13 protein-coding genes and 2 tRNA genes are annotated in these 12,687 nt (G+C 66.2%); 10 read left to right on the top strand and 5 right to left on the bottom strand.

What is annotated here, in order from left to right:
• The first annotated feature begins 161 nt into the window (after positions 1 to 161).
• Positions 162 to 1,544, top strand: coding sequence for a class II fumarate hydratase (locus HPA02_RS16985; RefSeq protein WP_146804391.1), 1,383 nt, complete (start codon positions 162 to 164; stop codon positions 1,542 to 1,544).
• Between the two features lie 8 nt (positions 1,545 to 1,552).
• Here HPA02_RS16985 and HPA02_RS16980 read toward each other — a convergent pair whose 3' ends face one another.
• The gene (locus HPA02_RS16980; RefSeq protein ID WP_146804390.1) at positions 1,553 to 2,359 is read right to left on the bottom strand and encodes a DeoR/GlpR family transcriptional regulator; all 807 of its coding nucleotides are present in this window, start codon (positions 2,357 to 2,359) and stop codon (positions 1,553 to 1,555) included.
• Between the two features lie 221 nt (positions 2,360 to 2,580).
• Between HPA02_RS16980 and HPA02_RS16975 the strand changes: the two genes are divergently transcribed.
• Both HPA02_RS16975 and HPA02_RS16970 read left to right on the top strand, forming a co-directional pair.
• Positions 2,581 to 2,657: transfer RNA gene (locus HPA02_RS16975), tRNA-Val, on the top strand.
• A gap of 17 nt (positions 2,658 to 2,674) precedes the next feature.
• A tRNA-Val gene (locus HPA02_RS16970) sits at positions 2,675 to 2,751 on the top strand.
• Positions 2,752 to 2,933: 182 nt separating this feature from the next.
• Here the strand turns inward: HPA02_RS16970 and msrC are convergent.
• The 4 genes from msrC to HPA02_RS16950 all read right to left on the bottom strand — a co-directional run bounded on the left by msrC (position 2,934) and on the right by HPA02_RS16950 (position 6,012).
• Complete coding sequence (gene msrC, locus HPA02_RS16965) at positions 2,934 to 3,395, bottom strand: free L-methionine (R)-S-oxide reductase MsrC (RefSeq protein WP_146804389.1); 462 nt, start codon at positions 3,393 to 3,395, stop codon at positions 2,934 to 2,936.
• 67 nt (positions 3,396 to 3,462) lie between these two features.
• On the bottom strand, positions 3,463 to 4,284 hold the full coding sequence (locus tag HPA02_RS16960) for a MetQ/NlpA family ABC transporter substrate-binding protein (RefSeq protein WP_146804388.1): 822 nt from the start codon (positions 4,282 to 4,284) through the stop codon (positions 3,463 to 3,465).
• A 50-nt stretch (positions 4,285 to 4,334) separates the two neighbouring features.
• Positions 4,335 to 4,988: a methionine ABC transporter permease gene (locus HPA02_RS16955; RefSeq protein ID WP_146804387.1), complete on the bottom strand. Its 654-nt coding sequence runs from the start codon at positions 4,986 to 4,988 to the stop codon at positions 4,335 to 4,337.
• Complete coding sequence (locus tag HPA02_RS16950) at positions 4,969 to 6,012, bottom strand: methionine ABC transporter ATP-binding protein (protein WP_146804386.1); 1,044 nt, start codon at positions 6,010 to 6,012, stop codon at positions 4,969 to 4,971. Before HPA02_RS16950 ends, HPA02_RS16955 begins: the two co-directional genes overlap by 20 nt.
• Before the next feature lie 400 nt (positions 6,013 to 6,412).
• On the opposite strand from HPA02_RS16950, the gene HPA02_RS16945 reads away from it, so the two are divergent.
• The 7 genes from HPA02_RS16945 to HPA02_RS16915 all read left to right on the top strand — a co-directional run bounded on the left by HPA02_RS16945 (position 6,413) and on the right by HPA02_RS16915 (position 12,449).
• Positions 6,413 to 7,045: a riboflavin synthase subunit alpha gene (locus HPA02_RS16945; protein WP_146804385.1), complete on the top strand. Its 633-nt coding sequence runs from the start codon at positions 6,413 to 6,415 to the stop codon at positions 7,043 to 7,045.
• A gap of 198 nt (positions 7,046 to 7,243) precedes the next feature.
• On the top strand, positions 7,244 to 8,548 hold the full coding sequence (locus HPA02_RS16940) for an NCS2 family permease (RefSeq protein WP_146804384.1): 1,305 nt from the start codon (positions 7,244 to 7,246) through the stop codon (positions 8,546 to 8,548).
• An 8-nt stretch (positions 8,549 to 8,556) separates the two neighbouring features.
• Positions 8,557 to 9,102, top strand: coding sequence for an adenine phosphoribosyltransferase (locus HPA02_RS16935; RefSeq protein WP_146804383.1), 546 nt, complete (start codon positions 8,557 to 8,559; stop codon positions 9,100 to 9,102).
• A 36-nt stretch (positions 9,103 to 9,138) separates the two neighbouring features.
• Positions 9,139 to 9,630: a xanthine phosphoribosyltransferase gene (gene gpt, locus HPA02_RS16930; protein WP_146804382.1), complete on the top strand. Its 492-nt coding sequence runs from the start codon at positions 9,139 to 9,141 to the stop codon at positions 9,628 to 9,630.
• Positions 9,631 to 9,703: 73 nt separating this feature from the next.
• On the top strand, positions 9,704 to 10,408 hold the full coding sequence (gene ung / locus HPA02_RS16925; protein ID WP_146804381.1) for a uracil-DNA glycosylase: 705 nt from the start codon (positions 9,704 to 9,706) through the stop codon (positions 10,406 to 10,408).
• 95 nt (positions 10,409 to 10,503) lie between these two features.
• Entirely contained in the window at positions 10,504 to 11,133 is a 630-nt protein-coding gene (upp, locus tag HPA02_RS16920) for a uracil phosphoribosyltransferase (RefSeq protein WP_146804380.1), read from the top strand.
• 74 nt (positions 11,134 to 11,207) lie between these two features.
• On the top strand, positions 11,208 to 12,449 hold the full coding sequence (locus tag HPA02_RS16915) for a uracil-xanthine permease family protein (RefSeq protein ID WP_146804379.1): 1,242 nt from the start codon (positions 11,208 to 11,210) through the stop codon (positions 12,447 to 12,449).
• Positions 12,450 to 12,687: the final 238 nt, after the last annotated feature.

The following is a 12,687-nucleotide window of genomic DNA, read 5'->3' as shown; positions in this document are numbered from 1 at the left end:
GGGGGGGGGGGGGGTTCCGTGGGTCACGAGTATTGCAGCCCGCGGCCTCGCTGAGTAGGCCGGGCGGCTATGCTATTGATAAGTTTCCTCGATTGGTCCGGCCCTCGGCGAGGCGTTAGGCTGGAGTGAATCGATTATTGCTAAAGTAGGAGGGAGAGGAGATGAGCCGCACCCGTATCGAGCGTGACAGCATGGGCGAGTTGCATGTGCCGGCGTCGGCCCTCTACGGGGCCCAGACCCAGCGGGCGATCAATAACTTCCCGATCAGTGGTCAGCCCATGCCCCTGGCCTTTATCCGGGCGGTGGCGCGTATCAAGGCCGCCTGCGCCCGGGTCAATGCCGACCTGGGGCTGCTCGACGCACCCCGGGCCGAGGCGATTGGTGAGGCCGCCGAGACGATCCTGGCCGGCGCCCACGATGACCAGTTTCCGGTGGACGTTTATCAGACCGGCTCCGGCACCTCCACCAATATGAACGTCAACGAGGTGATCGCTCACCTGGCCAGCCGCGATGGCCTGGAGGTGGGGCCCAACGATCACGTCAATATGGGGCAGTCCAGCAATGACGTCATTCCCACGGCGATCCATCTCGCGGCGGCGCTCGGGGTCCGCGATGAGCTGCTGCCGGCCCTGGCGGGGCTGCGCGAGACCATCGACACCAAGGCCGGGCAATTGCACGAGGTGATCAAGACCGGGCGTACCCATCTGATGGACGCCATGCCGGTGCGGATGGGCGACGAACTGCGCGCCTGGTCGGCCCAGGTGGCGGCCAGCGAGGCGCGTTTCGAGGGGGCCCAGGCGCGGCTATGCCGCCTGGCCCAGGGCGGCACCGCGGTGGGCAGCGGCATCAATGCCCACCCCGAGTTCGCCGAGCGGGTGGCCCGGGCGCTCTCCGAGACCACCGGCCTGGCGCTGAGGCCCGCGGAGAGCCACTTCGCGGCGCTTGCCTCCCAGGACGCCGCGGTGGAGCTCTCCGGCGCGCTGCGGGGCCATGCCTGCGTGGTGATGAAGATCAGCAATGACCTGCGCTGGATGAATTCGGGCCCCCTGGCCGGGCTCGGCGAGATCGAGCTCGAGGCCCTGCAGCCGGGCAGCTCGATCATGCCGGGCAAGGTCAATCCGGTGATTCCCGAGGCCGCCGCCATGGCTGCCGCCCAGGTGATCGGCCTGGATGGGGCGGTGACCCTGGCCGGGCAGAGCGGCAACTTTCAGCTGAATGTGATGTTGCCGCTGATCGCCAATAACCTGTTGTCGGGGATCCAGCTGATGAGCAACGCCAGCCGCCTGCTCGGCGAGCGGGCCATCGCCGGCTTCCGGGTGCGCGAGGCGAGCCTGGCCGAGCCCCTGGCCCGCAACCCCATTCTGGTGACCGCTCTCAATTCGGTGATCGGCTACGATGCCGCGGCGGCCATCGCCAAGCGGGCTTACCGGGAAGGGCGGCCCATCCTCGAGGTGGCCGAGGAGGCCACCGACCTGCCCCGGGAGGAGCTGGAGCGGCTGCTGGATCCGGCCAGGCTGGCCGACGGAGGGCTGCCCGGGGCCTGAGCTCGGGGTCAGGCCTCGCCGGCAAGGGCCGGCGAGGTAGTGTCGCTTTCCTCGTCGCCGGCGATATGCAGCGCCACGTCGTGGCTGGCCATCAGTTGGCAGATGGCCTGGGGCGGTCGGCGGTCGGTGAAGAGGGCGTCGATTTGGGTGATGCGGCCCTGGCGGACCACGGCGTTGCGGTGGAACTTGGAGTGGTCGGCGATCAGGTAGACCTGGCGGGAGTTATGGATGATCGCCTGGGCCACCCGCACCTCCTGGTAGTCGAACTCCAGCAGGGAGCCATCCTCGTCGATGCCGCTGATGCCGATGATGCCGTAGTCCACCTTGAACTGGTTGATGAAATCGATGGTCGCCTCGCCGATGATGCCGCCGTCCCGGGAGCGCACCTGGCCGCCGGCGATGATCACATTGAAATCCTCCTTGTGCTGGAGGATGGCCGCCACATTGAGGTTGTTGGTGATCACCTCCAGCCCCTGGTGGTCGAGCAGGGCCTCGGCCACCACCTCGTTGCTGGTGCCGATATTGATAAACAGCGAGGCGCGATCGGGGATCTTGCCGGCCAGCAGGGCGGCGATGCGCCGCTTGGCCTCCAGGTTGAGGGTCTTGCGGGTCTGGTAGGCGGTGTTCACCGTGCTCGACTCCAGGCCGGCACCACCGTGGACGCGGCGTACCAGGCCCTCATCGGCCAGGGCATTGAGGTCGCGGCGAATCGTCTGGGGCGTGACGCCGAACTCCTGGGTCAGCTGCTCGATGGAGGCGTAGCCCTGGCGCTTGATCAGGCTCAGGATGGCGTCGTGTCGCTTGTGCGGAATCATGGCATCGTCGCTGTCGGTCGGTGGGCGGCATGGCGCCACTATATTAGCAAGCTTGGCGGCATTGGTGAGCGGGGGAGGATTGTGTCTGGCTGGACGTTATCTCCACTTGGGGCCCAACTGCCTGATCGTAGAGATTTTTTATTCCAGGGCTTGCATTTTATCGGCGACTGCGTAGAATACGCATCCGTTGCCGAGGCAAGTCCCCGGCGGCAGCGAGACGTAGGACCATAGCTCAGTTGGTTAGAGCGCCACGTTGACATCGTGGAGGTCAGCGGTTCAAATCCGCTTGGTCCTACCAAGTGTCTCACCAGTTTCAGGACCATAGCTCAGTTGGTTAGAGCGCCACGTTGACATCGTGGAGGTCAGCGGTTCAAATCCGCTTGGTCCTACCAGATCGCGACGCCCCGTAACTTCGGTTACGGGGCGTTTTCGTATGGGCGAAGAGAAGCGCGTTTCAGCGAGGCGCCGGCCTCGAAGGATCGGCCGGCGCTTGGAAGCGTGCCAGATCGCCATGCGCCTGGAGGATCGCCACCAGGGCCTCGATCCCTGCTTGGTTATTCGTGGGGTGGGCTCCTTAGAGCCGTTCCAGATCGGTCTGCGCCTGGAAGATCGCCACCAGGGCCTCGATCCCCGCCTGGTCCTGCGGGGTAAAGCGCCCCTGACGCGGGCTGTCCAGGTCGAGCACGCCCCATACCTCGCCGTCGTGGAGGATGGGAACCACCAGCTCGGCCCGGGAGGTGCTGTCGCAGGCGATATGATCGGCCACGGCGTGGACGTCGTCGATGCGCTGGGTCGCGCGGCTGCGCGCCGCGGCGCCACAGACACCCTGGCTGAAGGGGATCGGGGTGCAGGCCGGCTTGCCCTGGAAGGGCCCCAGCACCAGGGTCTGGGGGCGGCGCTGCAGGTAGAAGCCGGCCCAGTTGAGGTCGGGGACTTCCTGCATCAGGAAGGCGCAGGTCTGGGCGCAGTTGGTCAGCGGGTCGCGCTCGTCGAGCAGGGCGGCCAGCTGGCGCTCCAGCAGGGCATAGTCGCTCATCATCTCTCTCCTAGAAACGTCAGGGCCGACCCCGCTGGGGTCGGCCCTGGGCGCCTGGCGGTGGGGGTTATTCCCAGCCGGGCACCGCGCCACCGTCGAACAGCTCCAGGGCCTTCTCGGCCACCTCGTCGCTCTGATAGGCGGAGACCAGCTGTTGAATCTCCTCGCGCTCCTGGTCGCCGGCGCGCACCGCGATCAGGTTGACATAGGGCGATTCCGGGCCCTCGCGTAGCAGGGCGTCTTCCAACTGCAGGCCGGCGGGCTGGGCGAAGGTGTTGTTGATAAAGGCCAGGTCCACGTCCGGCAGGACCCGCGGCAGCTGTGCCGCCTCGATCTCACGGAATTCGAAACCGTGGGGGTTGTCCACCACGTTGACCGGGGTGGCCTCGAGGTTCTCCGGGTCGTCCAGGGTGATCAGGCCGCTGTTGTGCATCAGGATCATCGCCCGGCCGCCGTTGGTGGGGTCGTTGGGCAGGGCGATCAGCGCGCCCTCCGGTAGGGCCTCGATGCTGTCGTGCTTCTCGGAGTAGGCGCCGATCGGGTAGACGAAGGTGTAGCCGGCGACGGCCAGGTCGTAGCCGCGGTCCTCGATCATGCTGTTGAGGTAGGGCGCATGCTGGAAGGCGTTGGCATCCAGGCTGCCGTCGGCCAGGGCGGCGTTGGGGGAGACGTAGTCGGTGAACTCGATGATCTCCACGTCCAGGTCGTAGCGCTCCTTGGCCAGGTTGACCGCGACTTCCATGACCTCGGATTCCGGGCCGGACATGGTGCCCACCTTGATGCTGCGGGTCTCGGCGTCGTCGCTGCCGCAGCCGGCCAGCAGGGCGCTGCCGAGCAGGGTGGCGCCGGCCAGGGCCGGGCGCAGCCAGCGGGTCAGGGATGCTTGCATGGTCTGTCTCTCCTTGAGTGCCAGGGAAAAGCCGGCGGACCGGCGGGGGATTACTTGTGGTTGGCGCGGCGCACCAGGGCGTCGCCGAGGCTCTGGAAGCCCTGCACCATGACCACCAGGATCGCCACGGTGATCAGCATCACCAGGGGATCGAAGCGATTGTAGCCGTAGCGGATGCCCAGGTCGCCCAGGCCGCCGCCGCCCACGGCACCGGCCATGGCGGAGTAGCTGACCAGGGTCACCACGGTGATGGTCAGGCCGGTGATGATGCCACCCCTGGCCTCCGGCAGCAGCACCTTGGTGATGATCTGGTAGGGGGTGGCGCCCATCGACTGAGCGGCCTCCACCAGGCCCGGGGGAATCTCGTTGAGCGAGCCTTCCACCAGGCGCGCCACGAAGGGGATGGCCGCCACGGTCAGCGGGACGATGGCGGCATTGGTGCCGATGGAGGTGCCGACGATCACTCGGGTGAAGGGGATGATCGCCACCATCAGGATGATAAAGGGCACCGAGCGACCGACATTGGTGGCCATGCCCAGTACCTGATTGAGCAGCGGCCGGGCGAGGATCTGCCCCGGGCGGGTCACGTAGAGCAGCACCCCCAGGGGAACGCCCAGCAGGGCGGCGATCACTCCGGAGATGCCCACCATATAGAGGGTGTCGAGGGTCGCCTCGAGAATCAGTTCAAGCATCGCGCTGGACATGGCCGAGCACCTCCACGTCGAGATCATGGGTTTCGAGATAGGCGATGGCCCGCGCCGTCTCCTCCGCGCCGCCGATCAGCTCGGCGATCATCAGCCCCAGGGTGCGTTCCTGGATCGACTCCACCTTGGCCTCGAGGATGCTGACATCGATGCCGCACTCCCGGGCCAGCCGCGAGATCAGCGGCGTGGAGACGGCGTCGCCGCCGAAGGCCAGGCGCACCACCGGATGGGTGTGCGCCCCGGGGGCGGGCTCCAGGCGCTCCACCAGGGCCGCCGGCGGCTCCAGCTGCAGGAAGTCGTTGAGGAAGTGGCGTCCCAGCTCGGTGCGCGGCGCGGTGAAGAAGTCCCCCACCTCGGCTTCTTCGACCAGCTCGCCGCCGGAGATCAGGCCGACCCGGTGGCAGATGCGCTTGACCACTTCCATCTCGTGGGTGATCAGCAGGATGGTCAGCCCCAGGCGGCGATTGATGTCCTGTAGTAGGTCGAGGATGGCGCCGGTGGTGTGGGGGTCCAGTGCCGAGGTGGCCTCGTCGCAGAGCAGCACCTTGGGACGACTGGCCAGGGCGCGGGCGATGGCGACCCGCTGCTTCTGGCCGCCGGAGAGCTGGGAGGGGTACTGGTCGCGCTTGTCGGCCAGGCCGACCAGGTCCAGCAGCGGGGCGACCCGCTCGCGGATCTCGGTCTTGTTCACGCCCATCAGCTCCAGGGGCAGGGCCACGTTGGCATAGACGCTGCGCGAGGAGAGCAGATTGAAGTGCTGGAAGATCATGCCGATCTGGTGGCGGGCCTGGTTGAGGGCGGCGCCGCTCAGCTCGGTGAGCTCCTGACCATCGACGCGAACGCTGCCGGTGGTGGGGCGCTCCAGCAGGTTGACGCAGCGAATTAGCGTCGACTTGCCGGCCCCGGAGAGGCCGATCACGCCATGAATGGCGCCCTCGGGGACCTCCAGGTCGATGGTCTTCAGGGCCTGGACGGCGCCTGGGCCGCTGCCGTAGGTCTTGGAGAGATTGCTGAGCTTGATCATGGGTCCCGTGGACTGGGTGGGGGCGCCGGGGCGGGCGAAGCAGTCACAGGGCAAAAAAAAGGCCACCCTGGCGGGTGGCCATCAACGCTGGACACACCCTTTTAGCTGCACTTACCACCCCTCCGAGGAGGGGCGGCGGCGCCCGCAATCCGGGTACAAATCGGCGCCTGAAATGAATGAGCGAATGCTAGTGGTAATTGAATGGGCTGTCAACGACCCGGCGGGCCAAGTTTCGGCGGATGGCGCTTATCTGCAGAAAATATTGCTGCCAACCGTGGGGGGCTCCAAGGAATCCGGTAAATTCCCGGGGGTGGCGCGGCGGCGAAACGGGGCTGGTAAACTAGCGCTTCAATTGACGGCCACCCTGGCCGCCCCCTATCACCCAGGTTCGGGAGTCGAGATGTTTACTGGAATCGTACAGGGCACCGCCACGCTGGTCGAGGTCATCGAGAAGGAGGCCTTTCGCACCCATGTGGTGGCGCTGCCGACGGAGTTGCGTGAGGGGCTGGCCCTGGGTGCCTCGGTGGCCCACAACGGGGTCTGCCTGACGGTGACCGCTATCGACGGCGAGCGGGTCAGCTTCGACCTGATGCGCGAGACCCTGCGCCTGACCAACCTCGGCGACCTGGCGGTGGGGGACAGCGTCAATATCGAGCGGGCCGCCCGCTTCGGCGACGAGATCGGCGGCCACGCCATGTCCGGGCATGTGATCTGCATGGCCGAGCTGACCGCCATCGAGGAGGCGCCCAACAATCGTCGCCTGTGGTTCCGGCTGCCCGAGGCCTATGGGCGGTTCCTCTTCGACAAGGGCTATATCGGCGTGGATGGCATCAGCCTGACCATCGGCGAGGTGCGCCAGGAGGCGGGCGGGCCGGGCTTCTGCGTCAACCTGATTCCCGAGACCCTGAGTCGCACCATCCTGGGCGGGCGCGGCGTCGGCGACCGGGTCAATATCGAGATCGATCCCCAGACCCAGGCGATCGTCGAGAGCGTGGAGCGTATCCTGGCCGCGCGCCAGGTCCCGGGCGCTTGACCGGGTCGTCAAGTCTGCGTTTGTGGCCGGGGATGGCGCCCGCCGCGGGCATTGCTTATACCTGTACGACGCCGGAAAACCTGGCCGACACCGGCGGTGGCTGACGAGCATTTGCATCTCGCGTCGGGCCACCGCTTTGGGTAGTATGTGCGGCTTTTCCGCCTCTTGACCACTTACGCAAGCGCACGGGGCCCTCCGATGCTGAAACGATTGCTGGACAACCACTTCAAGCTCAGCGAGCACCACACCACGGTTCGCACCGAGGTCATCGCCGGGATCACTACCTTCCTGACCATGGCCTATATCATCTTCGTCAATCCGAGCATTCTCTCGGAGACGGGGATGGATTACGGGGCGGTCTTCGTGGCCACCTGCCTGGCGGCGGCCATCGGCTCGCTGATCATGGGGGTGTGGGCCAACTATCCCATCGCCCAGGCGCCGGGCATGGGTCTCAACGCCTTCTTTACCTATGGCGTGGTGCTAGGCATGGGCTACACCTGGGAGGCGGCCCTCGGTGCGGTCTTCTTCTCCGGTTTCACCTTCCTGCTGCTGAGCATCTTCAAGGTGCGCGAGTGGATCATCAACTCCATTCCGCTCTCCCTGCGCCTGGGGATCGCCGCCGGTATCGGCCTCTTCCTGGCGATGATCGCGCTGAAGAATGCCGGCATCGTGGTGGCCAATCCGGCCACCTATGTGGCCCTGGGGGACATGACTCAGCCGTCGGCCCTCTATGCGCTGCTGGGCTTCTTCGTGATCACCGCCCTGGCCTATCTCCAGGTCACCGGGGCGGTAATGATCGGCATCCTGGGGGTCACGATCCTGGCCATGGTGCTGGGGCATAACGACTATGCCGGCCTGATGTCGATGCCGCCCTCCATTGCGCCGACCCTGATGGCACTGGATCTGGCCGGGGCCTTCGACGTGGCCATGCTCAGCGTGATCTTCGCCTTCCTCTTCGTCGACCTCTTCGATACTTCCGGCACCCTGGTGGGGGTGGCCCATCGCGGTGGCCTGCTCGACAAGGATGGCAAGCTGCCGCGCCTCAATCGGGCGATGATCTCCGACAGTAGCGCCTCCATGGCCGGTGCCGTGCTGGGCACCTCCACCACCACCAGTTATATCGAGTCCACCGCGGGCATCGCCTCTGGCGGGCGCACCGGCCTGACCGCGGTGGTGGTGGCGATCCTCTTCCTGGTCAGCCTGTTCTTCGCGCCCCTGGCCGGGTCGATCCCCGCCTATGCCACCGCCGGGGCCCTGCTCTATGTGGCCTCGCTGATGGCCGGCAGCCTGGCTCACGCCAACTGGGAAGACGCCACCGAGGCGGCCCCGGTGCTGATCGCCGCCCTGGCCATGCCGCTGACCTTCTCGATTGCCGAAGGCATCGCCCTGGGCTTTATCAGCTACGTGGCCATCAAGGCCCTGTCCGGTCGCTTCCAGGACCTCAACCCGGCGGTGGTGATCCTGGCGCTGCTGTTCGCCCTGAAATTCCTCTTCCTTGATTGAGAGAGCCGATGAGCATCTACGGTGATTACATCAAATCGGTGATTCGCACCGTCCCCGACTGGCCCCAGCCGGGGGTCAACTTCCGCGATATCACGCCGCTGCTGCAGAACAGTGCCGCCTTTCGCAAGCTGATCGACAGTTTCGTGCATCGTTATCAGGAGATGGACCTGGACGCCATCGCCGCCATCGATGCGCGGGGCTTCATCATCGGCGCGCCCCTGGCCTATGAACTCGGCTGCAGCTTCGTGCCGGTGCGCAAGAAGGGCAAGCTGCCGTTTCGCACCGTCAGCGAGACTTATACCCTGGAGTATGGCCAGGCCGAGGTGGAGCTCCACGCCGATGCCTTCCGAGCCCATGATCGCATCCTGATCATGGACGATCTGATCGCCACCGGCGGCACCATGCTGGCCGCCGCCAAGCTGATCACCCGCTGCGGCGGTCAGGTGGTGGAGACCGCCACCATCATCGACCTGCCCGAGCTCGGCGGCTCCCAGAAAATTCGCGAGGCGGGCCATAACGTCTTCGCGGTCTGTTCTTTCACTGAAGACGAGTAACCTCGTCCTCTCCTCTGCTTTACCGGGTTATCGATCATGAGCGCCAACCGCTATCAGCAACACTTCACCGTCTCCTGGGATCAACTGCACCGGGACGTTCGAGCCCTCTGCCATCAGTTGGTGGAGCGCGACTTCAAGGGCATCGTCGCCATTACCCGGGGCGGGCTGATCCCCGCCGCCCTGATCGCCCGGGAGCTCAACGTGCGCCTGATCGATACCATCTGCATCAAGAGCTATGACCATATGCAGCAGGGCGGCCTCGACGTGATGAAGGGCGTCGATCACGACGGGGATGGCTGGCTGCTGGTGGACGACCTGGTGGATACCGGCAAGACCGCCCGCAAGGTTCGCGAGATGCTGCCCAAGGCCCATTTCGTCACCGTCTATGCCAAGCCGGAGGGGCGCCCGCTGGTCGATCAGTGCCTCACCGAGGTGGCTCAGGACTGCTGGATCCAGTTCCCCTGGGACATGGGGATCGCCTATGTGCAGCCGCTGGTGGAGCAGGTGCGCAAGGACGACAATGCCTGAAGGTGCCTGCGGCGAGTCGGCATCGGGTCGGCGCGCCGCGCCTGATCAAGCCGCTATCGAAGAGACCCCGTTGATGTCAGGATCCCCGCTTCCCGAGGACTGGAACCGCTTCCTGGGCCAGGAGCTCCAGGCCCCCTACATGCAGCAATTGCGCGACTTTCTCGCCGCCGAGAAGGCCGCCCGCAAGGTGATCTATCCCCATTCGCGTCACTGGTTTCGTGCCTTCGAGCTGACGCCGCTGGCCTCGGTCAAGGTGGTGATCCTGGGCCAGGACCCCTACCACGGGCCTGACCAGGCGCACGGGCTCTGCTTCTCGGTCCGTCCCGGGGTGCCGACGCCGCCCTCGCTGGTCAATATCTACAAGGAGTTGGCCGGCGACCTGGGGGTGAGCCCGGTCGATCACGGCTTCCTGGAGTCCTGGGCGCGCCAGGGCGTGCTGATGCTCAACAGCGTGCTGACGGTGGAGCAGGGCAACGCCGGTGCCCACCGCGGGCGGGGCTGGGAGACCTTTACCGATCGCGCCATCGCCACCGTCAACGAGCAGTGCGAGGGGGTGGTCTTCCTGCTGTGGGGCAGCTACGCCCAGAAGAAGGCGGCCTTCGTCGATCGCGATCGCCATCTGGTGCTGCAGTCACCCCACCCGTCGCCGCTCTCCGCCCATCGCGGCTTCTTCGGCCAGCGCCACTTCTCCCAGGCCAATGCCTTCCTCGAGGCCCGCGGGCGGGGTGGCATCGACTGGCAGCTACCCGCCCGGCCACCCCAGGAGCTTTCGGCGTGACAGCCGGGCCGCCGTCGACGACCCTTATCTCGACGGCACCAGGCGGCGCGCGCCGCCGCTTTCGATCCAACCATTGCTATCTTCAAGGGCCACCTATGAGCGTTCATGCCATCCAACACCCCCTGGTCAAGCACAAGCTGGGCCTGATGCGGGTCGCCGATATCAGTACCAAGAGCTTTCGTGAGCTGGCCGGCGAGGTCGCCAAGCTGCTGACCTATGAGGCCACCCAGGACCTGGAGCTGGAGTCCATCGAGGTGCCGGGCTGGAGCGGCGAACCGCTGGCGGTGGAACAGCTCAAGGGTAAGAAGGTCACGGTGGTGCCTATCCTGCGCGCCGGCCTGGGCATGCTGGACGGCGTCACCGACCTGATTCCCAGCGCGCGGATCAGCGTGGTGGGGCTCTATCGTAACGAAGAGACCCTGGAGCCGGTGCCCTATTTCGAGAAGTTCACCAACGATATCGCCGAGCGCCTGGCCATCGTTATCGATCCCATGCTGGCCACCGGCGGCTCCATGGTGGCGACCCTGGATATGCTCAAGGAGCGCGGTTGCCAGCAGATCAAGGTGATCGTGCTGGTGGCGGCGCCGGAGGGGATCGCCCGGGTCGAGGCGGCCCATCCCGACGTGGAGATCTATACCGCGGCCGTCGATGAGCGCCTCGACGAGCACGGCTATATCGTGCCCGGCCTGGGTGATGCCGGCGACAAGATCTTCGGCACCCGCTGAGCCATTCTCACCCCGAACGCCCTCGCCGCCCCCACGAGGGCGTTCTTGTATTCCCCGTCACTGGAGAGAACTGCATGAAGGAGTCGCTGACGGCCAGGCCGTCATCCCTCGATCTGCCCCGCACCCTGCTGACCGGCGCCCAGATGCTCTTCGTGGCCTTCGGCGCCCTGGTGCTGGTGCCCCTGCTCACCGGCCTCGATCCCAGCGTGGCGCTGTTTACCGCCGGGGTCGGCACCCTGGTCTTCCATGCGGTGACCCGGGCCACGGTGCCGGTCTTCCTGGCCTCGTCCTTCGCCTTCATCGCCCCCATTCAGGGCTCGGTGGCCAATTTCGGCATTCCCGCGACCCTGGGCGGCCTGCTGGTCGCCGGCCTGGTCTATGTGGCCATTTCCCAGGCGGTGCGCCTCAAGGGCACCGCCTGGCTGCATCGCCTGCTGCCGGCGGTGGTGGTGGGGCCGGTGATCATGGTGATCGGCCTGGCCCTGGCGCCGGTGGCGGTGAGCATGGCCAGCGGCGAGACCAGCGAGCAGATCGGCTACGGTCAGGCGATCACCCTGTCGATGATCAGCCTGCTGGTCACCCTGGTCCTGGCGGTGTTCGGCCGCGGCCTGCTGCGCCTGATTCCGATCATGGGCGGCATCGTCAGCGGTTATCTGCTGGGGCTGGCCATGGGGGTGATCGACTTCACGCCGGTACGGGAAGCGGCCTGGGTGGCGCTGCCGGCCTTTACCCTGCCGAGCTTTCACTGGGCGGCGATCCTGTTCATGATTCCGGTGGCCATCGCCCCGGCGGTGGAGCATATCGGCGATATGGTGGCCATCGGTTCGGTGACCCGCCACAACTACCTGGAGAAGCCCGGGCTGCACCGCACCCTGCTGGGGGATGGCCTGGCCACCTCCACGGCGGCCTTGTTCGGCGGTCCGCCCAATACCACCTACTCCGAGGTCACCGGGGCGGTGACCCTGACCCGCGCCTTCGATCCACGCATCATGATGGTGGCCGCCGGGGTGGCCATCGTGCTGGCCTTCGTGGCCAAGCTGGGCGCCCTGTTGCAGACCATTCCGGCGCCGGTGATGGGGGGCATCATGACCCTGCTGTTCGGCTCCATCGCGGTGGTGGGCATGAATACTCTGGTGCGCGCCGGCCACTCCCTGACCGCGCCCCGCAACCTGGTGGTGATCTCGCTGATCCTGGTCTTCGGCATCGGCGGCATGCAGCTGGGCGGTGGGCAGTTTACCCTCCAGGGGGTGAGCCTGGCGGCCCTGGTAGGCATCGTCCTGAACTGGGTGCTACCGCCGGCCAACGAAGAGGCGTAAGTATCCTGTCCCGGGCTCATTCGGAGTGGTGACGTCTCGTATCATTGAGGCCCGGGGCTAGCCTGAGGGCAGGCACTGCGCGAAGACGCTGTGAACCCCTCCCTGGGCGCTCGACTTTTTCGTCCCTGAAAAAGACGCTTCGCTCCGGCCTGCCCCCAGCGCCCCTAAGCCATTCGCATTATGGCGGTTTCGGTGATTTACGTGCGCGGGGTTCTCGCAGGCATGATGCTGCTCGGTG

Source organism: Bisbaumannia pacifica, assembly GCF_007989625.1.
Lineage (GTDB): Bacteria > Pseudomonadota > Gammaproteobacteria > Pseudomonadales > Halomonadaceae > Bisbaumannia > Bisbaumannia pacifica.
This window is presented reverse-complemented; position numbering and strand designations above follow the sequence as displayed.